Below are 22,830 nucleotides of genomic sequence, written 5' to 3'. Positions count from 1 at the left end.
GCCTGGGGCCGCACCAGCGTGCAGGAGCGTTCGCACATCCTGCTGAAAATCGCCGACCGCATCGAAGCCAACCTCGAACTGCTCGCCGTGGCCGAAACCTGGGACAACGGCAAGCCGGTGCGTGAGACGCTGAACGCCGACGTACCGCTGGCCGTCGACCACTTCCGTTACTTCGCCGGCTGCATCCGCGCTCAGGAAGGCAGCACCGCCGAGATCAACGACGGCACCGTGGCTTATCACTTCCACGAGCCGCTGGGCGTAGTCGGGCAGATCATCCCGTGGAACTTCCCGCTGCTGATGGCCGCGTGGAAGCTGGCTCCGGCGCTGGCTGCCGGCAACGCCATCGTGCTCAAGCCGGCCGAGCAGACGCCGCTGTCGATCACCCTGCTGGTGGAAATCATCGGCGACCTGTTGCCACCAGGCGTGCTCAATATCGTCCAGGGTTTTGGCCGCGAGGCCGGTGAGGCGCTGGCCACCAGCACGCGCATCGCCAAGATCGCCTTCACCGGCTCCACCCCGGTGGGCTCGCACATCATGAAGTGCGCTGCCGAGAACATCATCCCGAGCACTGTCGAGCTGGGCGGCAAATCGCCGAACATCTTCTTCGCCGACATCATGAACGCCGAGCCGGCCTTCATCGAGAAGGCTGCCGAAGGCCTGGTGCTGGGTTTCTTCAACCAGGGCGAGATCTGCACCTGCCCGTCGCGCGCGCTGGTGCAGGAGTCGATCTACGACGCCTTCATGGTCGAGGTGATGAAGAAGGTCAAACAGATCAAGCGCGGCAACCCGCTGGACACCGAGACCATGGTTGGCGCCCAGGCCTCGCAGCAGCAGTTCGACAAGATCTTGAGCTACCTGGAGATCGCCCAGCAGGAAGGCGCGCAGGTGCTTACCGGCGGTGCTGCCGAGCGGCTCGAAGGCGACCTGGCCAGCGGCTATTACATCCAGCCGACCCTGCTCAAGGGGCACAACAAGATGCGCGTGTTCCAGGAAGAGATCTTCGGCCCGGTGATCGGCGTGACCACCTTCAAGGACGAAGCCGAAGCCCTGGCGATTGCCAACGACACCGAGTTCGGTCTGGGCGCCGGTGTGTGGAGCCGCGACATCAACACCGCGTACCGCATGGGTCGTGGGATCAAGGCCGGCCGTGTGTGGACCAACTGCTACCACCTGTACCCGGCGCACGCCGCCTTCGGTGGCTACAAGAAGTCCGGTGTCGGCCGTGAAAACCACAAGATGATGCTCGACCACTACCAGCAGACCAAGAACCTGCTGGTGAGCTACGACATCAATCCGCTGGGGTTCTTTTAATCCACCGTTGTTTACGGTCTGCCATGCACAAGACGCGGCTCACGCCCGTTCGGATCGTCCGCAAGCCGGCCCTGCTGCCTCTGCGCAGAGGGCTCGGCCAAGGCAGCGTTCGAGCGGGCCAATACCGCACCGTCACTCAATAAAGACAGTCAGGGCACAGCAATGGATCAGATAGGTAATTACGTTCTCTACATCATCATGGCCTGCGCCGTTGCAGGGGCGTTCGCGGCCATCTACGACAGCGAGAAGGGCCTGGGCAAGGAGTTCATGGAGGGCATCCACGCCACCGGCTACATCTTCGTACCGGCGGCCGGCATCATGGCCTCCATCCCGTATCTCACGGTGATCATCGAGAAGGCTTGCGGGCCGTTTTTCAACGCCCTCGGCGCCGACCCGGCACTGGCCGCGACCATGATCATCGCCTCGGACATGGGCGGCTATCACCTGGCATCGGCGCTGGCGTCGAGCAAGGAAGCGCTGGTCATGGCGCTGATCACCGGCTTCATGGGTGGTGCCACCATCGTCTTCTCCATCCCCATGGGGCTGGCGATGCTTGACAAGCGTGACCACAAATACATGGCACTGGGCATCATGTCCGGCATCCTGACCATTCCGCTCGGCGTACTGATTGCCAGCGTATTGCTGGTGGCGAGCGACCCGATGATCCGCGAAGTGGTCGCCACCAATGGCGAGGCGACCTATCAGCTGGCCATGGGCCTGGGCAGCATCTTCGCCAACCTGCTGCCGATCATCGTCTTCGTCGTCGCCCTGGCTACCGGTCTGCGTTTTCTGCCGGATCTGATGATCAAGGGCTTCATCGGTTTCGGCCGCGGCCTGGACGCGATGATCAAACTGGTGCTGGTATTCTCCATCGTCGAGTACTTCACCGGGGTGTTCACCATCGTCTTTGGTGGCTGGGGCTTCGACCCGATCATCGCGGACGCCGAAGACCAGACCCGCGCCCTGGAAACCGCCGGCTACATCGGCATCATGCTGGCGGGCGCCTTCCCCATGGTCTACCTGCTGCGCAAATACTTCGGCGGCCCGCTGGAACACCTGGGCAGCAAGGTCGGCCTGAGCGCCGTGGGCAGCGCCGGCATGCTCGCGACCATCGCCAACATCCTGGCCATGTTCCGCCTGGTGCGCTTCATGCCACCGAAGGACAAGGTGATCAACATCGCCTTCGCCGTCTGCGCGGCCTTCCTGCTGGGTGACCACTTGTCCTTTACGGCCAACTTCCAGCCCACCATCATCCTGCCAGTGCTGATCGGCAAGCTGATCGCAGGTTTTGCCGCCATCGGCCTGGCCTATTGGCTATCGGTGCCCAAGGCGCTGGAACTGGAGCAACAGGATCGCGCTGTCGGCATCATCGAACAGGATGAGTACCCGGTCGCAGGCAAGCCGCAGGTCAGCCCGGCCTGACAACCGCCGCAACGCCTGACGCCTGCCACGCAGACGCCGGGCGTTGCCCGACGGCGACCGAGAGAGACTGGTTGAGGACAGATACATGGCAAGCTACTCCCACAGCATGGCCGGCCAGACCTGGCGCTTCGACAGCCTGCGCGAACTGATGGCCAAGGCTACGCCGGCACGCTCCGGCGACTACCTGGCCGGCGTCGCGGCCGGCAGCGATGCCGAGCGCGCCGCCGCGCAGATGACGCTGGCCAATGTGCCACTGAAGACCTTTCTGCAGGAGGCGCTGATTCCCTATGAGAGCGACGAAGTCACCCGCCTGATCATCGACACCCATAATGCCCAGGCCTTCGCCCCGGTCAGCCACCTCACGGTGGGCGGGTTTCGCGACTGGTTGCTCTGCGACGATGCCGACGAAGCCAGCCTCACGGCGCTGGCCCCCGGCCTGACGCCGGAGATGGTCGCGGCAGTGTCGAAGATCATGCGCATTCAGGATCTGGTCCTGGTGGCGCAGAAGACCCGCGTGGTCACCCGCTTTCGCAACACCCAGGGGCTGCGCGGGCGCATGTCCACCCGCCTGCAACCGAACCACCCGACCGACGATCCGGCCGGCATCGCCGCCAGCGTGGTCGATGGCCTGCTCTACGGTAACGGCGATGCCATGATCGGCATCAACCCGGCCACCGACAGCATGAGCGCCGTATGCACCCTGCTGGAGATGCTCGATGCGGTGATCCAGCGCTACGAGATTCCCACCCAATCCTGCGTGCTGACCCACGTCACCAGCTCCATCGCTGCCATCGAGCGCGGCGCGCCGCTGGATCTGGTGTTCCAGTCCATCGCCGGCACCGAAGCGGCCAATGCCAGCTTCGGCGTCAGCCTCAAGGTGCTGCAGGAAGGCTACGAAGCCGGCCTGAGCCTCAAGCGCGGCACCCTCGGCAACAACCTGATGTACTTCGAGACCGGCCAGGGCAGCGCGCTGTCGGCCAACGCCAACCACGGCGTCGACCAACAGACCTGCGAAACCCGCGCCTACGCCGTGGCCCGCCACTTCAATCCGTTTCTGGTCAATACCGTGGTCGGCTTCATCGGCCCGGAGTACCTGTACAACGGCAAGCAGATCATCCGCGCCGGCCTGGAGGATCACTTCTGCGGCAAGCTGCTCGGCGTGCCCATGGGCTGCGACATCTGCTACACCAACCATGCCGAAGCCGACCAGGACGACATGGACATGCTGCTGACCCTGCTCGGCACGGCTGGCATCAACTTCATCATGGGCATTCCCGGCTCGGATGACGTGATGCTCAACTACCAGACCACCTCCTTCCACGATGCCCTGTATGCACGCAAGGTGCTCGGCCTGCACGCCGCGCCGGAGTTCGAGGCCTGGCTGGCGCGCATGGGGATTTTCCAGCAACAGGGTGGCCGCCTGCGCATGGGCGATGAGCTGCCCCCGGCATTTCGCCAGGCGTTGGCGCAGTTGTCCTGATCAATCGAGGCCGTCATGAGCGAAAAGTCCCCCGCCACCGCAAACCCCTGGCAGCAACTGCGCCAACTGACGCCGGCACGTATCGCCCTGGGCCGCGCCGGCACCAGCCTGCCGACCGCTGCGCAACTGGATTTCCAGTTCGCCCACGCCCAGGCGCGTGACGCCGTGCATTTGCCGTTCGACCACACTGCCCTGCGCGAAGCGCTGCATGATCGCCAGTTACCCACGCTGCTGCTGCACAGTGCCGCCGCCGACCGCCACACCTACCTGCAACGCCCGGATCTGGGCCGGCGCCTGCACGAGGATGCCGCACGCCTGCTCGATGACTACGCCGCCGAGCACGGCCGTGGCTATGACCTGGCCATCGTCATCGCTGACGGCCTGTCATCGCTGGCGGTGCACAAACACAGCTTGCCGTTTCTCGACCGTTTGCTGGAGCAGGTACAGGCAGAAGGTTGGTCGCTGGCGCCGGTCACCCTGGTGGAGCAGGGCCGGGTTGCAGTGGCTGATGAAGTGGGACAGCGCCTGGGGGCGAAGATGACGGTGATCCTGATTGGCGAACGCCCCGGCCTCAGTTCGCCGGACAGCCTGGGCCTGTATTTCACCTACGCGCCGCGCGTTGGCCTCAACGACGCCTACCGCAACTGCATCTCCAACGTGCGCCTGGAGGGTCTGAGCTATGGCATGGCCACCTTCCGCCTGATGTACCTGATGCGCGAGGCCTGCCGCCGCCAGCTCTCGGGCGTCGATCTCAAGGACGAAGCCGAAGTGCCGACGCTGGACAACGCCGGGCCGGGTAATTTTCTGCTGCCGGATCAGCGTTGAGATGCTGTCGCGGCTAAAGCCCCTCCCACCCAGCCGCTCACAAAGCCCTTCTCACAGGAGGTAAGCCTTGTGGGAGGGGCTTCAGCCGCGATCTTTACGACCGATCAGCACGCCTCGATACGAAAGCCCAGGCGCGGGAAGTGCACATGCACGGTGCCGGCACGCTCGTCCTCGCGGCGCAGGATCAGCTCCTCGCGCCCGGAGAACAGCAACTCACCCTCCACCGGATCGACCCCGTAGTCCACCGCTGCGATGCGTACCGCCTGGCCAGGCTGGAAGCCATTGGCATCGATAAAATCCTCGTCCGGGAGTGCTGCCGGCGTTGCCTCGCGCGCCACGGCGATAGCCTCTTCGCCGCTCATCTCGCTCAGTGAGCCATGCCCAAAGCCCAGCACCCGCGCCAGCCAGGCGGCGACTTCCGGATAATCGTCCACCAGGGGTGCCGTGATCGGTGTGGCGCGCAGGAACCACAACGGATGCGCGACGGCGAAGTCGGCAATCGAGGGCTGGCCAAACAGGAAGTCACCACCGCCCTGCTGCAACTGCTGCTGCAAACGCCCCATCAGCGCCGGCCACTGGTGACGCGCCTGCTCCAGCGGCAAACGGCTGGCCGTGCCGCCGGAAAACAGCGCGGCACGATCAGCCGCAAAAGCCTTGGCGAACTCCGGAGGCACCTTGGCAAAGCGCACCGCCATGGACTCGGGGGCGAAGACCAGTGACACCGCATACTGGAACAACACCGCGTCGGCCCATTGGGCGAGGGTCGCAACATTGAAGCCCTGCCCTTCCGGGAACAGTGCCGGGGTGGCTTTCTCGGCTTCCAGACGGCGAGCGATCAGCGCGGTATCGCAGTAGATGTCGGCACCGATCTGCAACACCGGCGTCTTGCGGTAGCCGCCGGTCAGCGCAGTGAGATCCGGCTTGGGCATCACCGGCGGGATCATCACCGAGCGCCAGGACAGTTGCTTGAAGCCCAGTAGCAAGCGAGCCTTCTCGGCAAACGGCGAGGTCGGGTAGTGATGAAGGATCAACTCGTGCATGGCGCGCTCCGCGACGGTTCGAAAGCACCCAGCTTACCCGCGCAACCTAGTCACGCACACCGCCTACGGCTGATGAAGCGCCATCAACGCTCAGAATGAGCGCCTCCTTGGCCGCTTTGCTCAGGCGCTTGATGGCCCGCTCACGGCGCAGGGCATCGCCCTTGCCAGCGCAGGCTTCGACATAGGCCAGCGCCAGCGCCGGGCTGGTATGGAAGAACCGTGCACCCTTGCCGCTCTGATGCTGGGCGAAACGCCGCTGCGGGTCATCGCTGATGCCGCAATACAGCGCGCCGTTGGCAGCACGCACCAGGTAGACGAACCAGGGCTTATCGACGGCCGCCGTCATCCGCGCGCCGGAAACCACTCGCGCGCCGAGCGCCACAGGCACATGCCGACGAAGTAGGCCGAAGCCAACCACCAGAGCGTCAGCAGCCAGGGCTGGCTGACGGGGTACTGCAGAATCAGCAGCGCGCTGGAGAGCATCCAGACGAAGGTCACCAGGATGTTCAGCGGCATGAACTGACGCACGCGGAACGGGTGCAGGAACTTCATCTTGGTCAGGGTCAGGCCGGCCAGCAGGACGATAATGGCCAGGGTGATCCAGGGATGCACGTCGAGGATGTAGAAATACAACACGACCACGTTCCACGCCGCCGGAAAGCCGACGAAGTAGTTGTCCTTGCTCTTCATGTTCAGGTTGCAGAAGCAGAACAGCGACGACAGCAGAATCAACCCCACGGCGAACAGCGCGGTGTATTCAGGGAGGGGAATGAAGCGATAGAGGAAGATCGCCGGAATGAACACGTAGGTGAGGTAGTCGATCACCAGATCCAGGGTCGAGCCGTCGAAATGCGGCAGCACACCCTTGACGTCGTAACGACGCGCCAGCGAGCCGTCCAGGCCATCGACCAGCAACGCCAGACCGAGCCAGAGCAGGCACTGCTGGGGTTGGCCGTCGAGTACAGCCAGTAGCGCCAGCAATGCGAGGATCACACCGCTGGCGGTAACGGCATGGACCCCCCAGGCTTTGGCCTGTTTTACGGCAACGATCAGTTCGGTCACGGCAGGTCTCTTGGCAGTGGAGGTGCGGCACCCCATGTGCGCACTCTCATTATTGAAGGCTAAGACCGGCTAGCCTACCACTGCGTTCCTTCATCTGCCTTAGCGTGAAGCGCGGAATTGCACCAGCCCGCGTGCCGCCTGCCGACGAATGGTAGCCTGAACCGATGGCGCCCACCCCAGCAGCAGCCCTTTGCCACCTAGCGCCTGACGTGCCCAGCGCCAGAGATCGAAGTGATCGCGATGCTCGACGATGAGTCCGTCGCGAAACACGAAGCGCGCCTGAATATGGTTGACCACCTGACGACCGGTGGCGCTGAAACGGTAGCTTGCACCCGCAGGAGTGCGCCCATGCTGGGCGCACAATGAAAAAGGGTGCCCGAAGGCTCCCTGATCCATGGCGCAATGCCGGCTCAGTGCAGGATCTGACTGAGGAACAGCTTGGTGCGCTCGTTCTGCGGGTTGGTAAAGAAGGCGTTCGGCTCGGCCTCCTCGACGATCTCGCCCTTGTCCATGAAGATCACGCGGTTGGCCACGGTACGGGCAAAACCCATCTCGTGGGTCACGCAGAGCATGGTCATGCCGTCTTCGGCCAGACCGATCATGGTGTCGAGTACCTCCTTGACCATCTCCGGGTCGAGGGCCGAGGTCGGCTCGTCGAACAGCATGATCTTCGGCTTCATGCACAGCGCGCGGGCAATCGCCACACGCTGCTGTTGACCGCCGGAGAGCTGGCCCGGAAACTTGTTGGCCTGCTCGGGGATACGCACGCGCTCAAGAAAGTGCATGGCAATTTCCTCGGCCTGACGTTTGGGCATCTTGCGTACCCACATCGGCGCCAGTGTGCAGTTCTGCAGCACGGTCAGGTGCGGGAACAGGTTGAAGTGCTGGAACACCATGCCCACTTCACGGCGAATCGCTTCGATGTGCTTGAGGTCGCTGGTCAATTCGGTGCCATCGACCACGATGCGCCCCTGCTGGTGTTCTTCCAGGCGGTTGATGCAACGAATGGTGGTGGACTTGCCCGAACCGGACGGCCCGCAGAGCACGATACGCTCGCCCTGCTGCACGCTCAGGTTGATGTCCTTGAGCACATGGAACTGGCCGTACCACTTGTTCACACCCTGCAGCAGGATCATCGGCTCGGCGCTGGGTTGTTTGATTGCTTCACTCATGACTCACTCCTCTTGAGGGGCTCGATTCAGGATTTAGCGAGCTAGAGCCAGGCAAGGCGAAAACATTCGAGGGAGCGCAATGTACGGTTGTACATGAGCATCCCGAGAGTGTTTTCAACGCCGCCTGGCCGACGCGCAGCAAATACTGATCAGCTCCTAACGCTTGTGGCCGGTATCCAGTTTTCGCTCGAGATGCAGCGAATAGCGGGACATGCCGAAACAGAAAATCCAGAAGACCAACGCGGCGAACACGTAGCCCTCGGTGGCCATGCCCAGCCACGCCGGGTCGGTGGTCGCCTGCTTGATGCTGTTGAGCAGATCGAACAGGCCGATGATGATCACCAGGCTGGTGTCCTTGAACAGGGCGATAAAGACGTTGACGATGCCCGGAATCACCAGCTTCAGCGCCTGCGGCAGGATCACCAGGCCCATCATCCGCCAGTAGCCCAGGCCCATGGCCGCAGCGGCTTCGTACTGGCCTTTGGGAATGGCCTGCAAGCCACCACGCACCACTTCGGCGATGTAGGCGGACTGGAACAGGATCACCCCGATCAGCGCACGCATCAGCTTGTCGAAATGCATGCCTTCGGGCAGGAACAGCGGCAACATCACCGAGGACATGAACAGCACGGTGATCAACGGCACACCGCGCCAGAACTCGATGAAGGTGACGCAGATGACCTTGATCGCCGGCAGGTTGGAGCGTCGCCCCAGCGCCAGCAGGATGCCCAGCGGCAACGCACCGGTGATGCCGACAGCAGCGATCACCAGGGTCAGCATCAGGCCGCCCCAACGGCTGGTGGAAACCACGTCCAGGCCGAATACACCACCGTGCAGCAGGGTCCAGGCGATGAACGGATAGATCGCCAGGAAAGCCAGACCGTACACCGCCTTGCGCGGCATCTGCGGCACGAACAGCGGCGCCGCGCCGACGATTGCCAGCCACAGCGTGGCGTCCACGCGCCAGCGCAGTTCGCTGGGGTAGAAGCCGTACATGAACTGACCGAAGCGCTGTTGGATGAAAACCCAGCACGCGCCTTCCTTGGTGCAGTCGGCGCGAGTGCTGCCGACCCAGTTGGCATCGATGATCGCCCACTGCAGCAGCGGCGGCACGATCAGCCAGATCAGGTACAACGCAAAAACGGTCAACAGGCTGTTGAACCAGTTGGAAAACAGGTTGGCCTTGAGCCAGCCCACTGCACCGACGTTCGAGCGTGGCGGCGGCAGGTCCGGTTTGAATGTATGAGTCTGCATGGCTGCTCCTTACCGCTCAGCCAGCGCGATGCGCTTGTTGTACCAGTTCATCAGCAGGGAAATGCTGATGCTGATCGCCAGGTACACGCTCATGGTGATGGCGATCACCTCGATGGCCTGGCCGGTCTGGTTGAGCACAGTGCCGGCGAACAGCGACACCATGTCCGGATAGCCGATACCGGCAGCCAGGGACGAGTTCTTCGCCAGGTTGAGGTATTGACTGGTCAGTGGCGGAATGATCACGCGCAGTGCCTGCGGGATGATCACCAGACGCAGGGTGATGCCAGGGCGCAGGCCCAGCGAGCGCGCAGCTTCGGTCTGACCATGGCTGACCGCCATGATCCCGGAGCGAACGTTCTCGGCGATGAAAGCCGCGGTGTAGATGGTCAGCGCCAGGGTCAACGCCATCAGCTCGGGGATCATCACCCAGCCGCCACGGAAGTTGAAACCGGTCAACTCCGGCACGCTCCACACCAGCGGGTTACCGCCGATGAGCACGGTGAGGCCTGGGATGACTACGATCAGCGCCAGCGAGATCCACAGCAGCGGGAAGATCTTGCCGGTAGCTTCGCGGCGTTTCTTGGCCCAGCGTCCCAGGGTTACGATGCCGACGATGGTAGCCAGCAGCACCACGGCGAACAGACCGAAGCTCTCCGACGGACTCGGCGCAGGCATGTACAGACCGCGACTGTTGAGAAAGAACGTTTCGCCAACATCCAGGCTCTGCCGAGGTCCAGGCAGGGCGAGGAAGACCGCGAAGTACCAGAAAAGGATCTGCAACAACGGCGGAATGTTGCGGAAGATCTCGATATAGACGGTCGCCAGCTTGCTGATCAGCCAGTTCGGCGACAGCCGCGCCACACCCAGCAGAAAACCAAGGATGGAGGCCAGCACGATACCGATGAAGGACACCAGCAGGGTATTGAGCAGACCGACCACGAACACGCGACCGTAGCTGTCGCTTTCGGTGTAGTCGATCAGGTGCTGGGCAATACCGAAACCGGCGCTGTTGTTGAGGAAAGCGAAGCCGGAAATGATCCCGCGCTTCTCCAGGTTGGCCTGGGTGTTCTGGAAGAGAAACCAGCCGAGCGCCACGACAGCGACAACAGCGATGATCTGGAAAGCCCAAGCGCGCACCTGCGGATCGTTCAGAAGCGATCCTTGCGGGCGCGGGGCATTAGCAGTCGTATGCATGACAACCCTCACGGAAACCCCGGCCGCACGCAAGCCGGCCGGGTTTCACTAATCGGAAACGACAGCGGCAGGCCATAGGCCTGCCGCTGTGGACGGTCAACGCACCGGCGGTGCGTACTGCAGACCACCCTTGTTCCACAGGGCGTTGAGACCACGTTCGATCTTCAGCTCGCTGCCGGCACCGACGTTACGGTCGAAGGACTCGCCGTAGTTACCGACTTGCTTGACGATCTGTACTGCCCAGTCTTTCGGCAGCTTGAGGTCTTTACCGAATTCACCTTCAGTACCCAGCAGACGGGCTACGTCCGGGTTCTTGGTGTCTTTGGCGGTGGCTTCGACGTTGGCCGAGGTCACACCCAGCTCTTCGGCGTTGACCATGGCGAACAGGGTCCAGCGCACGATGTCGAACCACTCTTCGTCACCCTGGCGCACGACCGGGCCCAGAGGTTCCTTGGAGATGACTTCCGGCAGCACGACATAGTCGTCCGGGTTGGCCAGTTTGATGCGCTGTGCGTACAGCTGCGACTGGTCGGAGGTCAGCACGTCGCAACGACCGGCTTCGACCGACTTGGCGCTCTCGTCAGAGGTATCGTAGGTGATGGGGGTGTATTTCATGCCATTGGCACGGAAGTAGTCGGAGAGGTTCAGCTCGGTGGTGGTACCGGCCTGGATGCAGACGGTAGCGCCGTCCAGTTCCTTGGCGCTGGAAACCCCCAGCTTCTTGTTCACCAGAAAGCCCTGACCGTCATAGTAGGTCACGCCGGTGAAGTTCAGGCCCAGTGCGGCGTCGCGCGAGCTGGTCCAAGTGGTGTTACGCGACAGGATGTCGACTTCGCCGGATTGCAGCGCGGTGAAGCGCTCCTTGGCGGTCAGCGGACTGTACTTGACCTTGGTCGCGTCGCCGAAAACCGCGGCTGCAACAGCGCGGCAGACGTCAACGTCGAGCCCCAGGTAGTTGCCTTTTTCATCGGCGTAGGAGAAGCCAGGAAGACCGTCGCTGATACCGCACTGCACGAAGCCTTTCTTCTGCACTGCATCCAGGGTGGCGCCTGCCTGAGCAAAGCCACTGACACCGAGCACAGCTGCGGTGGTCAGCACAGCCAGGGTGGATTTCACCATCTTCATCAAAAACCTCCAGTTGCTCTTGTTGTGTTGGAGTCTCCGTCCGCCTTCCTCACCCTTTTGAGGCCGCGACCCGCCGGCAGCAACGGTATCGACGAGAAGTTCGAACGTCAGGCAGGAGCCTAGTCGGCATTTCCCTCTGCTGGCCAACTGCTCCTACCCAGCCCATTGGTTGAACGGGCCTGAGACGGATCGTCATCCGCCTGGGCGTTTCATCACCCCGACGGTCTAGTTAGGAACCCCACACAGCAGATTCCTGCCTGTTGAGCAATGCGCAATGGCACAGTGTTACCGTTAGCGCACCGCGTCGTCAGTCCGGATGAGCCATAGCAAGCCCCGTACCAGCACATGGCGAATTGCCGTATGTGCAGGGGGGGCAAGAGCAAAAGATTCACCCGTGCGACAACTTATTCACAGATTAGCCAAGCCTTGAACAGGGGCACGCCCCAATTCGATGCGCCCGCACCACACTGGAGCTACCAATGACCGCACCCATGATTTTGCAGCCCCCACAATCCGCCGATGCCAGCGTGATCTGGCTGCATGGGCTGGGGGCTGACCGCTACGATTTCCTGCCGGTCGCCGAGTTGCTGCAGGAGCGCCTGCCCAGCACACGCTTCATCCTGCCGCAGGCGCCAACCCGCCCGGTGACCATCAACGGCGGCTGGAGCATGCCGAGCTGGTACGACATCCTTGCCATGAGCCCGGCGCGCGCCATCGACCAGGCCCAGCTGGACGAGTCCGCCGACCAGGTGATCGCCCTGATCGAGGCCGAGCGCGAAAGCGCCATCGCCGCTGAACGCATCGTCCTGGCGGGCTTCTCCCAGGGTGGCGCGGTGGTACTGCACACCGCCTTCCTGCGTTATCCGGAGACCCTCGGCGGGGTGCTGGCACTCTCGACCTACGCACCGACCTTCAGTGACGACATGCAGCTGGCGGATACAAAAAGACAACTGCCGGTGCTTTGTTTGCATGGCAGATTCGACGACGTGGTGACACCCGACATGGGACGCGCCGCGTATGACCGCCTGCACGCCTGCGGGGTGCCGGTGCAATGGCGCGACTATCCGATGGCCCACGAAGTGCTACCGGAAGAGATTCGCGATATCGCCGAATGGTTGAGCCAATTGCTGACAGACTGACCGAACCGAAGAGATGCACGATAAATGAGCACAGCGCCCCTCATTCGCACCCTGCAGGATATTCAACAGATCGAGAGCACCCCGCTGAGCGAGCGCGACCTGCCCAGCAGCACCTTCGAGCTGATTCGCCGCACGGCGCAGGCCAGCCCCGAGGCAGCGGCGCTGTCGTTCATTCTCCAGGGCACGGGAGAGGAAACCCCGCTACGCCTGAATTATGCCGAGCTGCTCGGCAAGATCACCCAGACCGCCAACGCCTTCCACCGCCTGGGCCTGCGTCCCGGCAAGGCGGTGTCCTTCCTGCTGCCCAACCTGCCGCAGACCCACTACACCATCTGGGGTGGCGAGGCCGCCGGCATCGTCAATGCGATCAACCCGCTGCTCGATCCCGAGCACATCGCCGAGCTGATCCACGCGTCGGACTCCGAGCTGCTGGTGACCCTGGCGCCCTTCCCCGGCACCGAGCTGTGGGCCAAGGTCAACGCTCTGCGCGATCAGCTGCCGGAGTTGAAAGCGATTCTCTGCGTGGATATGGCCAACCTGCTGCCGGAGCCACAACGCAGCGCACTCAAGGCCCAGCGCGGCCCGCTACCAGAGGGCGTGCTGGACTTCGACGAGACCATCGCCGCCTGCCCAGCCGATCACCTGGAAAGTGGCCGCGTGATCGCCGCTGACGATATCGCCAGCTACTTCCACACCGGTGGCACCACCGGCACGCCAAAACTGGCGCCGCACAGCCACGGCAACGAAGTGGCGATGGCCTACAGCATGAACCTGGTGACGCGCTTCGGCGTCGGCGACGTGACGCTCTGCGGCCTGCCGCTGTTTCACGTCAACGGCGTCATCGTCACCGGACTGACGGCTTTCATCGGCGGTGCCGAAGTGCTGCTGGCCACGCCGCAGGGCTATCGCAACACCACCTTGATTGGCAATTTCTGGAAGGTCATCGAACGCCACAAGGTCAGCTTCTTCAGCGGTGTGCCCACCATTTATGCCGGCCTCCTGCAGATTCCCAGCGAAGGCCATGACCTGTCCTCGCTGAAATACGCCCTGTGCGGCGCCGCGCCCATGCCGGTGGAACTGATACGCCAGTTCGAGGCCAAGACCGGCCTGACCCTGCTCGAAGGCTATGGTCTGACCGAGGGCACCTGCGGCAGCTGCGCCAACCCTCCAGCCGGCGAGCGCCGCCCCGGCTCGATCGGCCTGCCCATGCCGTACTGCGAAGTGCGCATCAAGGTACTCGACGAGCAGGGACGCTATCTCCGGGATGCAGAGCAGGATGAGATCGGCAACCTGTGCATCCGCGGTGCCACGGTATTCAGGGGCTATCTGCAGGCGAGCAAGAACGCCGACATCTGGGTCGATGGCGACTGGTTCAATACCGGCGACCTCGGTCGCGTCGATGCCGACGGCTACATCTGGCTGACCGGGCGCAGCAAGGATCTGATCATCCGCGGCGGTCACAACATCGACCCGCAGATGATCGAGGAAGCCCTGCACAAACACCCCGCCGTGGCCATGGCCGCTGCCGTGGGCAAGCCAGACGAGAAGGCCGGCGAATTGCCGGTGGTCTACGTGCAGCTCAAGCCGGGCGCGCAGACCAGTGAAACCGAGCTGCTGGAACATGCCGCCGCACATATTCCCGAACGCGCCGCGGTGCCCAAGGATGCCTGGATCATCGATGCCATTCCGCTCACGGCGGTGGGCAAGACCTTCAAACCAGCGCTGCGCTTCGATGCCATCGCCCGGGTTTACCAAGCGGCTATCGATGAGTTGCACCCGGCTGTTCGGGTTGAAGTGCTGAGCGATGACAGGGCTGGTCAATTGGCCCACATCCACCTGCCGAATCAGGATCAGGCCTTGGCTGCCAGCATTGGCGAACGGCTGTCCGGCTACGCGGTGGGCCATCGCATTCACTTCGCAGCGTGATCCAGAGCGCGCCAGGACGCGCGCTAGTTAACAGCTTTGCACTTTCGCGCAACCACTGGTCGGCCGAGCTTCAGGCAAGCATTGCCACGCCTGAAGCTCGGGAATACTGTCGAACTCTATTCGTAGACACGACAGGGAGCGTTGGTGGTGCCCTCAGGCCTATTCGCCCGGCCAGGCCCGACGAGATCGCAATGAAACCGGCGCACTGGCAGGCAGACCTGCAGCAAGTTCAACAGTTGCGACTATTTCATAATGTCGCCACCAGCAGCCTCGACCAGTTGCTGCGGGAATTTCGTGCCTGCGAGCTGGAAGCCGGCGAAGTACTGCTCTCCCCCTTCAATCGCAACCAGCACCTCTATCTCCTGATCGAGGGCCAACTGCGCGTCTACCTAGGATCACTGGACAACCAGGCCGTCAGCACCCTCGAAGTCGGCGACTGCGCCGGTGAAATCAGCTTCATCGACAACGAACATCCCTCCGCCTACGTCGTGGCCGAGCGCCCCTCCATCGTCCTGCGCCTGCACCGAGAGTCACTGGTGGCGTTGTTCCAACAATCCCCACAGATGATGCAGAACCTGCTGGAGCTGCTCTGCGATCGCGTGCGCCAAGGCAACCGGCAGATTCTCGACAGTGAGCAGAACGCCAACGTCGATACCCTCACCGGCTGCTTCAACCGGCGCTGGCTGGAACACGTGTTCGAGCGCGAGACCACCCGCTGTGCCTTCAACGACGAACCCATGTCATTGCTGATGCTCGATGTCGACCACTTCAAGGCCTACAACGACCAGCACGGCCACCTGGCCGGCGATTACGCCCTGTGCCTGGTGGCGCATACCCTGAGCAGCCAGCTGAGGCCGAAGGACAGCCTGATACGTTTCGGTGGCGAGGAGTTCGTCATTCTCCTGCCGGAGATCGCCGATGAGGCTGCACGCGGTATCGGTGAGCGCCTGCGTATCGGCCTGGAGCAGATCGCCTCCTTCTATTCGCCGGTTGGCGTGCTGCCCGGCGTCACCATCTCCATCGGCCTGGCGCAGATGCAGCACCAGGACAGCCTGCAAAGCCTGATCGCGCGGGCCGATGCGGCGCTATACCAGGCCAAGCAACAGGGGCGTAACTGCCTCTGCGGCTGATAATTTGCGACATTGGTGCGCTAGGCATTGTGGGAGGGGCTTTAGCCGCGACCGAATCGCCGCTGAAGCGCCTCCCACAGAGCTGCCGCGCAACGCCGTCCCTTGCCTTGCTACAGTGCCGAGCATAACGACAAGCACCTGCAGGCCATCGCGGCCACGGGCGGGGTGATCGGCATCGGCTACTGGAGCACCGCCGTGTGCGACACCTCGGTCGCCGCCATCGTCAAAGCCATCCGCTACGCGGCGGACAAGGTCGGCGTCGAGCATGTCGCCCTGGGCTCGGACTTCAATGGCACCGTACACACCCCGTTCGACGTTACCGGCCTGGCGCAGATTACCGAAGGCCTGCAAGCCGCCGGCTTCGACGACACGGCCATCGCCGCCATCATGGGTGGCAATGTACAGCGCCTGCTGCTGGCCAGCCTGCCGGAGAAATGAGGCACTGACCGCACGGTACTCTTGACAGACGCGAGCGAAGCACTTCGCCACGCCCGCGTCTTGCATTACACTGGCGGGCGTTCACTCCTTAACCAGTCGATGAGAAGCCCGTGCTCAAAGCACTCAAGAAAATGTTCGGCAAAGCCGAAGACGAGCAGCCACAACCAGCGCCGTCATCCGTAGCAGCGCCCGCCCAGAGCGGTGACGCAGAGCAGAAGCGCCCACGCAAGAACAAGCCCGCCCGCACTGCCAGCGAGAGCGCAGGCGATAGCCCGGCGCCGCAACAACCCCGCCCGCCGAAGGCCGACAAACCGCGCCGCGAGCGCCCAGCCAAGCCAGTCGACACCTGGAAACTGGAAGATTTCGTGGTCGAACCTGCCGAAGGCAAGACCCGTTTTCATGACTTCAAGCTTGCCCCCGAGCTGATGCATGCCATTCATGATCTGGGTTTCCCCTACTGCACGCCGATCCAGGCCGGCGTACTGGGCTACACCCTCAAGGGCCAGGACGCCATTGGCCGCGCCCAGACCGGCACCGGCAAGACCGCCGCGTTCCTCATCTCGATCATCACCCAGCTGCTGCAGACCCCGCCGCCGAAAGAGCGCTACATGGGCGAGCCTCGCGCGCTGATCATCGCGCCGACCCGCGAACTGGTGGTGCAGATCGCCAAAGACGCGGCCGAGCTGACCAAATACACCGGCCTCAACGTCATGCAATTCGTCGGAGGCATGGACTTCGACAAGCAGCTCAAGCAGCTGGAATCGCGCTTCTGCGACATCCTCGTGGCCACGCCAGGCCGCCTGCTGGACTTCAACCAGCGCGGCGAAGTGCACCTGGACATGGTCGAGGTGATGGTGCTGGACGAAGCCGACCGCATGCTCGACATGGGCTTCATCCCGCAGGTGCGCCAGATCATCCGCCAGACGCCGATGAAGGGCGACCGCCAGACCCTGCTGTTCTCCGCCACCTTCACCGAAGACGTGATGAACCTGGCCAAGCAGTGGACGGTCAACCCGGCCATCGTCGAGATCGAGCCGGAGAACGTTGCCAGCGACACCGTCGAGCAGCACGTGTACGCCGTAGCCTCGGCTGACAAGTACAAGCTGCTGTACAACCTGATCAGCCAGAACGACTGGACGCGGGTCATGGTCTTCGCCAACCGCAAGGACGAAGTACGACGCATCGAAGAGCGCCTGACCCGCGACGGCATCAGCGCCGTGCAGATGTCCGGCGACATTCCCCAGCACAAGCGTATCCGCGCCCTGGAAGGCTTTCGCGAGGGCAAGATCCGCGTCATGGTCGCCACCGACGTGGCCGGTCGCGGCATCCACGTCGATGCCATCAGCCACGTGATCAACTTCACCCTGCCGGAAGACCCGGACGACTACGTGCACCGCATCGGCCGTACCGGCCGCGCCGGCACCAGCGGTACCTCGATCAGCTTCGCTGGTGAAGACGACGCCTTCGCCCTGCCGCCGATCGAAGCGCTGATCGGCCGCAAGATCCAGTGCGAAATGCCGCCGGACGAACTGCTCAAGCCGGTGCCGCGCAAGCACTGAGCCAGCGCAGGTAGAACCAAGGCGAAGCCCTCCAGCTTCGCCTTTTTCATTTGACCCCGTTGATCGACACGCCATGCAACACTGCGACTACCTCATCATCGGCGCCGGCATTGCCGGCGCCTCCACCGGCTACTTTCTCGCCAGCCATGGCAAGACTCTGTTGCTCGAGCGCGAGGCGCAGCCCGGCTATCACTCCACCGGCCGCTCAGCGGCGCTGTATACTGTCGCCTACGGCACGCCCCAGGTCCGCGCGCTGACGGCCGCCAGTCGCGTTTTCTACGATGCCCCGCCAACCGGCTTCGCCGAGCATCCCTTGCTCACGCCACGTGGCGAGCTGGTGGTGGATTTCAGCGGTGACGCAGTCGAGTTGCAGCGCCAGTACGATCAGGCCCGTGAGCATGTTGCAGAGGCTCGTCTGCTCAGTGCTGACGAGGCCTGCGCGCTGGTTCCGGTGCTGCGCCGTGAGCTGGTGCATGGTGCATTGCTCGACCCCAGCGCCGCTGATATCGACACCGCAGCGCTGCACCAGGGCTACCTGCGCGGCATCCGTCAACAGGGCGGGGAGATTCATTGCCAGCGCGAGGTCATCAGCATCAGCCGCCTCGCCGACGGCTGGCAGGTGGATTGCGCCGGGCAGAGCTATCGCGCGAGCGTATTGATCAATGCCGCCGGTGCCTGGTGCGACGAGATCGCTGGCTTGGCCGGCCTACCCGGCATCGGTTTACAGCCCAAGCGCCGCGCCGCCTTCACCTTCAACGGTCCGACAGGCATCGACTGCCAGCACTGGCCGGCGCTGGTGAGCCTGGACGAATCGTTTTATTTCAAACCCGATGCCGGTCTCTTACTCGGCTCGCCAGCCAATGCCGACCCGGTGGCGCCGCATGACGTGCAGCCGGAAGAGCTGGACATCGCCCAGGGCATCCACCAGATCGAAACCCACACCACGCTGCAGATTCGTCGTCCGGCGCATACCTGGGCCGGCCTGCGCAGCTTCGTCGCCGATGGCGATCTGGTTGGAGGTTTCGATACCCAGGCCGAAAACTTCTTTTGGGTGGCAGCGCAAGGCGGCTACGGCATCCAGACCAGCGCCGCCATGGGCCAGGCCTGCGCGGCGTTGATTCGCAGGCAACCCTTGCCGCAACCTTTGCTCGAGGCGGGCCTGAGTGAAGCGATGCTCAGCCCGGCACGGCTGTCGTCATGCCAGGCGCGCTGATCAGGCTGTTGCAGGGCTCACTGCTGCTGCCCAGCACTGCCCTGTTCATCGGCCTGCTGCCTGTCACCTGCAGCACGGAGGGCTTGGTCTGGCCTGGCCGCTGCTGGCGGAGCCTGACGGTCAGATCGCCATCGAGTTGGCGCTGGCCTGTCTGCCGGCATTCGCGCTGTTTCTGCTGGCCGCTGCCAGCGGCATGCTGAAGCGGCGCCTCGCCGTCCTCGCAGTGTTCGGCTTGTGCGCCGCCATCGCCGCTTACAGCGCGGTCAATCTGCTCGCCAGTGCCTATGGCAATACCTGGACGGCCGGCGAGATCCTTCGTGGGCTGTTTCTCGCACAATTGCCGCAGCTGGGCCTGGCGTCCGGGCCATGTCTGGCGTTGACAGCGCTGCTGGAGCGGCTCAACCACCCACGCCCTTGAGTACGTTTTGCTCCTGCTCGGCCGCTTCTTCATGCTTGGCCGAGCGCTCTAGCTCGCGGCGAAAACCGTCAGCCTTGTTCAGGCTCAACTCCAACACCCGATCACGCCCTCCCTCTGCGATCAGGTAACGGCCATCGTCCAGCGGCAAGATCGCCTGCGGCGCCTTGAGAAATGACAACACAGTGGTCTGCGCGCCTTGGGCATCGACCAGCAGCAGACGGGCGCGATGGGTCGAGTCCTCGCTGATCCACAGGCCCTGCTCGTCGCAGAGCATGAACGTCGGGTTACGCAGCCCGTCGATCACCACCGGGTCGCGGCCATCCTCGCGCAGCTCGCGAATCACACCGGTTTCCTTTTCGCTGTAGAGCATACGGCCGTCGGTGCAGCGGGTGATCGACTCGGTTTCCGAGAGATTGTCACGCACCACGCTCAGTTGCCGGTCATCCCAGCGGTAGCGCCATAGCCGACCGTTGCCCTTGCGGTCCTCGATGGCATAGAGGTAGTGACCGTCATCCCACAGCCCCTGCACCTGATCGCCCGCGAACAGTTCGGAAACACGCTTGCCTTGCAGGAAGCTGACCGGCTTGCCTCCCGACTCCTGACTGAACACCAGGCCACCACGGGCGCTGAGCAGGCCATCGGGTTTGGACAGGCCTTCGACCACCACTTCGCGGTCACCGTCGGGCTGCATCAACAGGATGCTGCCGCGGCCATCCTGCAGTTCCTGGCTGACCAGAATCCCGCCATCCGCTGCTCGCGCCAGCCCGGCCGCCTTCTGCACGTCATCGTAGGCAACGCGGTACGACCAGCCGCTGGCGGCCTGCACCGGAAAGAAGTACTGCCAGGCGAAAAACATCAGGGCGGCGGCAACCAGCGCGGCAGCCGCCAGAAGTGCGCTTTTCAGCAAACGCAGGGACATGTTCATGTTTCACAGACTCGCAAAGTGTTCGTAGAGAATCGTCGCGCCAACCAGCATCAGCACCACACCGCCGACGATCTCGGCACGCTTGCCGACCAGTTGGCCCAGCATACGACCAAGCAACATGCCCAATGTCACCATCAGGGTGGTGGCCAGACCGATACACAGTGCAGCGACCAGGATGTTCACCTCGACGAAAGCCAGACGATGATCGGCGTGATGGCCTCAATGGTGCCAAAGATCACCCCAGCGCGCGTGGCTTGTGCTGGCCCGAGCCCTTGCCGATGGCAGCCGCGAAGGCATCCGTCGACATGGCGAAAGACAGAAAAAGCAGCAAGAGAGGATTCAAGGGAAACTCCAGCCGGGCCTGAGTCAACGACAAGCCACTGCGCGCCCGACCTGGCACAGGACTGTCGTTGGTCTCACCGATCCCAGCGGATGGGTTGGCCACGGCAGGTTGCCGAGAATGTTGACCAACGCGCCGACGCTAGCGCGACGGCAGGCTACTCCCCAAAGAGGCGCGCAGGATAAACCCAAGCACGCCGGGGCGGAAGTGGCGGCGCCCAGCAACCGCTCAGCGGTAGCCTGCGCCACCGAGCAGGCATCAGGTTTCGACGCCCTGCTCGAGCGGTTTCTCGGGCTCCACCTGCGGCGTCTCGGCGCCCTGCTCTTTCTCCTTGTCGTCTTTGCCAAGTGCTCGGTTGGTGGACTCCTGCAGGGAGTCCACCTGGCGGTTGACCTCATCGACCACCTCGCCGACCGAGTCACTGATCAGCGCCTGCACTTCCTTCTTCGCCTCTTCGGCGAGCTTCTGTGCGGACTGCTCGGCGGCGTCGCAGCCCGCCAGGGCGATCAGTGCCAGACCAAGTGCGGCAGGCGTCAAGCGGTGTTTCCAAGGGTTTTGCATCAGGTCTCTCCAGTGTCGAAGGCCCGGATACACACGGGGCGTAACCGGGCAAAAGCTTATCCGTCAGATCTTGGCGAGCGGCTGGCCGCGGGTCTTGTACAGCGACAGCAGCACTCCGCCGACCAGCAGGACCAGGATCACGCTCAGCGACACCACGGCCGGAATCTTGCCGATGATGCCGACCAGGAAGATCTTCGCGCCGATGAACACCAGCACCAGGGCCAGCGCGTACTTGAGGTAGGCGAAGCGGTGGATCAGCGCAGCCAGGGCGAAGTACAGGGCGCGCAGGCCGAGGATGGCGAAAATGTTCGAGGTGTAGACGATGAACGGGTCCTGAGTGATGGCGAAGATCGCCGGCACGCTGTCGATGGCGAACATCAGGTCGGCACACTCGATCAGGATCAGCGCCAGGAACAGCGGCGTCACCCACAGCACGCTGCGCCCTTGGCCGTCATCCTGGCGCACGAAGAAGCGCTCGCCATGCAGGCCATCGGTCACGCGCAGGTGCCTGCGCAGGAACTTCACCAGTATGTTGTTCTCCAGATCCGGCGCATCGTCGAGTTTGGCGAACAGCATCTTGATGCCGGTGAAGAACAGGAAGGCGCCGAATACATAGAGAATCCAGGCGAACTCGTGAATCAGCGCCGCGCCCAGGCCGATCATGATGGCGCGCAGCACCAGCACGCCCATGATTCCCCAGAACAGCACCTTGTGCTGGTACTGCCTTGGAATACCCAGGAAGCTGAAGATCATGGCCATGAGAAATACGTTGTCCATCGACAACGATTTCTCGATCAGAAAGCCGGTGACGTAATCCATGCTGGCGTCGCCGCCTTTCTGAAAGAACACCCAGACGCCGAACAGCAGGCCTGCGGTGATGTAGCCAGCCGACAACATCAAGCTTTCACGCACGCCGATTTCGCGATTATCGCGGTGCAGCACGCCAAGATCGAAGGCCAACAGAGAAATGACGACAGCGATGAAGACCAGCCACAACCAGGTGGCCGTGCCGAGGAAGTCGGCGAAGAGGAACGGTTCTAGGGCAGTCATGAGCCCCTCCTACAGTCAGATTGAACAGACTGTGACTCCGACATCGCGGTGTTAACCGCCAGAGGGGCCCGGTATCACGGGCGCCACAATATTCAGGCCGCGAACGCCACTCAACGGGTAAAATTTTACAAAATATTTCCAATTCTGCGCCACTACAGAGCCTACTGTCGTCTTGTAGAAGCTCGCTTGCGGACAATCCTGGCGCCGTCGGCTGATCGCCCGCAAGCGGGCTCCTACAGGGTTCGC

At 63.1% G+C, this 22,830-nt stretch carries 20 protein-coding genes and 3 pseudogenes; 11 read left to right on the top strand and 12 right to left on the bottom strand.

Annotated features, from left to right (window positions below; genetic code table 11):
* The 4 genes from DBO86_RS00720 to eutC all read left to right on the top strand — a co-directional run.
* A partial coding sequence (locus DBO86_RS00720; protein WP_108232715.1) for an aldehyde dehydrogenase family protein occupies positions 1-1,311 on the top strand: 1,311 nt, incomplete at its 5' end.
* Positions 1,312-1,473: 162 nt separating this feature from the next.
* A complete protein-coding gene (gene eutH, locus DBO86_RS00715; RefSeq protein WP_108232714.1) occupies positions 1,474-2,733 on the top strand; it encodes an ethanolamine utilization protein EutH in 1,260 nt (419 codons plus the stop codon).
* 85 nt (positions 2,734-2,818) lie between these two features.
* A complete protein-coding gene (locus DBO86_RS00710) occupies positions 2,819-4,213 on the top strand; it encodes an ethanolamine ammonia-lyase subunit EutB (RefSeq protein WP_104728162.1) in 1,395 nt (464 codons plus the stop codon).
* Between the two features lie 15 nt (positions 4,214-4,228).
* Positions 4,229-5,038 (top strand): ethanolamine ammonia-lyase subunit EutC, encoded by an 810-nt coding sequence (gene eutC / locus DBO86_RS00705; RefSeq protein ID WP_108232713.1) that lies wholly within the window; start codon positions 4,229-4,231, stop codon positions 5,036-5,038.
* Positions 5,039-5,142: 104 nt separating this feature from the next.
* On the opposite strand, the gene DBO86_RS00700 is transcribed toward eutC, so the two are convergent.
* The 8 genes and pseudogenes from DBO86_RS00700 to DBO86_RS00665 all read right to left on the bottom strand — a co-directional run bounded on the left by DBO86_RS00700 (position 5,143) and on the right by DBO86_RS00665 (position 11,885).
* Entirely contained in the window at positions 5,143-6,078 is a 936-nt protein-coding gene (locus DBO86_RS00700; protein ID WP_108232712.1) for a glutathione S-transferase family protein, read from the bottom strand.
* A 46-nt stretch (positions 6,079-6,124) separates the two neighbouring features.
* Positions 6,125-6,424: a GIY-YIG nuclease family protein gene (locus DBO86_RS00695; RefSeq protein ID WP_104728156.1), complete on the bottom strand. Its 300-nt coding sequence runs from the start codon at positions 6,422-6,424 to the stop codon at positions 6,125-6,127.
* Complete coding sequence (pcsA, locus tag DBO86_RS00690; protein ID WP_424282603.1) at positions 6,421-7,176, bottom strand: phosphatidylcholine synthase; 756 nt, start codon at positions 7,174-7,176, stop codon at positions 6,421-6,423. The genes DBO86_RS00695 and pcsA overlap by 4 nt, the downstream gene beginning before the upstream one ends.
* A 63-nt stretch (positions 7,177-7,239) precedes the next feature.
* Positions 7,240-7,470: pseudogene (locus DBO86_RS00685) on the bottom strand (nuclear transport factor 2 family protein); the annotation flags it as partial.
* Between the two features lie 80 nt (positions 7,471-7,550).
* Complete coding sequence (locus DBO86_RS00680) at positions 7,551-8,312, bottom strand: amino acid ABC transporter ATP-binding protein (protein ID WP_017675242.1); 762 nt, start codon at positions 8,310-8,312, stop codon at positions 7,551-7,553.
* Positions 8,313-8,468: 156 nt separating this feature from the next.
* On the bottom strand, positions 8,469-9,566 hold the full coding sequence (locus tag DBO86_RS00675; protein WP_108232710.1) for an amino acid ABC transporter permease: 1,098 nt from the start codon (positions 9,564-9,566) through the stop codon (positions 8,469-8,471).
* Positions 9,567-9,575: 9 nt separating this feature from the next.
* Positions 9,576-10,760 carry an amino acid ABC transporter permease gene (locus DBO86_RS00670; RefSeq protein ID WP_208630305.1) on the bottom strand — a complete coding sequence of 395 codons (1,185 nt, stop codon included), beginning with the start codon at positions 10,758-10,760 and terminating at the stop codon, positions 9,576-9,578.
* A 96-nt stretch (positions 10,761-10,856) separates the two neighbouring features.
* Positions 10,857-11,885, bottom strand: coding sequence for an amino acid ABC transporter substrate-binding protein (locus tag DBO86_RS00665; RefSeq protein ID WP_108232709.1), 1,029 nt, complete (start codon positions 11,883-11,885; stop codon positions 10,857-10,859).
* Between the two features lie 479 nt (positions 11,886-12,364).
* On the opposite strand from DBO86_RS00665, the gene DBO86_RS00660 reads away from it, so the two are divergent.
* The 7 genes and pseudogenes from DBO86_RS00660 (at position 12,365) to DBO86_RS00630 (ending at position 19,708) form a co-directional block, all read left to right on the top strand.
* Positions 12,365-13,024, top strand: a complete 660-nt coding sequence (locus tag DBO86_RS00660; RefSeq protein ID WP_074861235.1) for an alpha/beta hydrolase — start codon at positions 12,365-12,367, stop codon at positions 13,022-13,024.
* A 24-nt stretch (positions 13,025-13,048) separates the two neighbouring features.
* Positions 13,049-14,950 carry an acyl-CoA synthetase gene (locus DBO86_RS00655; RefSeq protein WP_108232708.1) on the top strand — a complete coding sequence of 634 codons (1,902 nt, stop codon included), beginning with the start codon at positions 13,049-13,051 and terminating at the stop codon, positions 14,948-14,950.
* Positions 14,951-15,141: 191 nt separating this feature from the next.
* Complete coding sequence (locus DBO86_RS00650; RefSeq protein WP_074860831.1) at positions 15,142-16,080, top strand: GGDEF domain-containing protein; 939 nt, start codon at positions 15,142-15,144, stop codon at positions 16,078-16,080.
* 126 nt (positions 16,081-16,206) lie between these two features.
* Positions 16,207-16,518 (top strand): annotated as a pseudogene (locus DBO86_RS00645) (membrane dipeptidase); the annotation flags it as partial.
* 110 nt (positions 16,519-16,628) lie between these two features.
* On the top strand, positions 16,629-18,077 hold the full coding sequence (rhlB, locus tag DBO86_RS00640) for an ATP-dependent RNA helicase RhlB (protein ID WP_004424226.1): 1,449 nt from the start codon (positions 16,629-16,631) through the stop codon (positions 18,075-18,077).
* A gap of 73 nt (positions 18,078-18,150) precedes the next feature.
* Positions 18,151-19,290 carry an NAD(P)/FAD-dependent oxidoreductase gene (locus DBO86_RS00635; RefSeq protein WP_108232707.1) on the top strand — a complete coding sequence of 380 codons (1,140 nt, stop codon included), beginning with the start codon at positions 18,151-18,153 and terminating at the stop codon, positions 19,288-19,290.
* The gene (locus DBO86_RS00630; RefSeq protein ID WP_237141236.1) at positions 19,241-19,708 is read left to right on the top strand and encodes a hypothetical protein; all 468 of its coding nucleotides are present in this window, start codon (positions 19,241-19,243) and stop codon (positions 19,706-19,708) included. Before DBO86_RS00635 ends, DBO86_RS00630 begins: the two co-directional genes overlap by 50 nt.
* Here the strand turns inward: DBO86_RS00630 and DBO86_RS00625 are convergent.
* From DBO86_RS00625 to DBO86_RS00610, 4 genes and pseudogenes are all read right to left on the bottom strand, one after another.
* On the bottom strand, positions 19,689-20,633 hold the full coding sequence (locus DBO86_RS00625) for a hypothetical protein (protein WP_244185487.1): 945 nt from the start codon (positions 20,631-20,633) through the stop codon (positions 19,689-19,691). The two genes, DBO86_RS00630 and DBO86_RS00625, sit on opposite strands and share 20 nt — an antisense overlap.
* Positions 20,634-20,636: 3 nt before the next feature.
* Positions 20,637-20,976: pseudogene (locus tag DBO86_RS00620) on the bottom strand (manganese efflux pump).
* A gap of 255 nt (positions 20,977-21,231) precedes the next feature.
* Positions 21,232-21,534, bottom strand: coding sequence for a hypothetical protein (locus tag DBO86_RS00615; RefSeq protein WP_108232706.1), 303 nt, complete (start codon positions 21,532-21,534; stop codon positions 21,232-21,234).
* A gap of 63 nt (positions 21,535-21,597) precedes the next feature.
* The gene (locus DBO86_RS00610; protein ID WP_108232705.1) at positions 21,598-22,584 is read right to left on the bottom strand and encodes a TerC family protein; all 987 of its coding nucleotides are present in this window, start codon (positions 22,582-22,584) and stop codon (positions 21,598-21,600) included.
* Positions 22,585-22,830: the final 246 nt, after the last annotated feature.

This window comes from Ectopseudomonas oleovorans (assembly GCF_003052605.1).
Classification (GTDB): Bacteria; Pseudomonadota; Gammaproteobacteria; order Pseudomonadales; family Pseudomonadaceae; genus Aquipseudomonas; species Aquipseudomonas oleovorans_A.
This window is presented reverse-complemented; position numbering and strand designations above follow the sequence as displayed.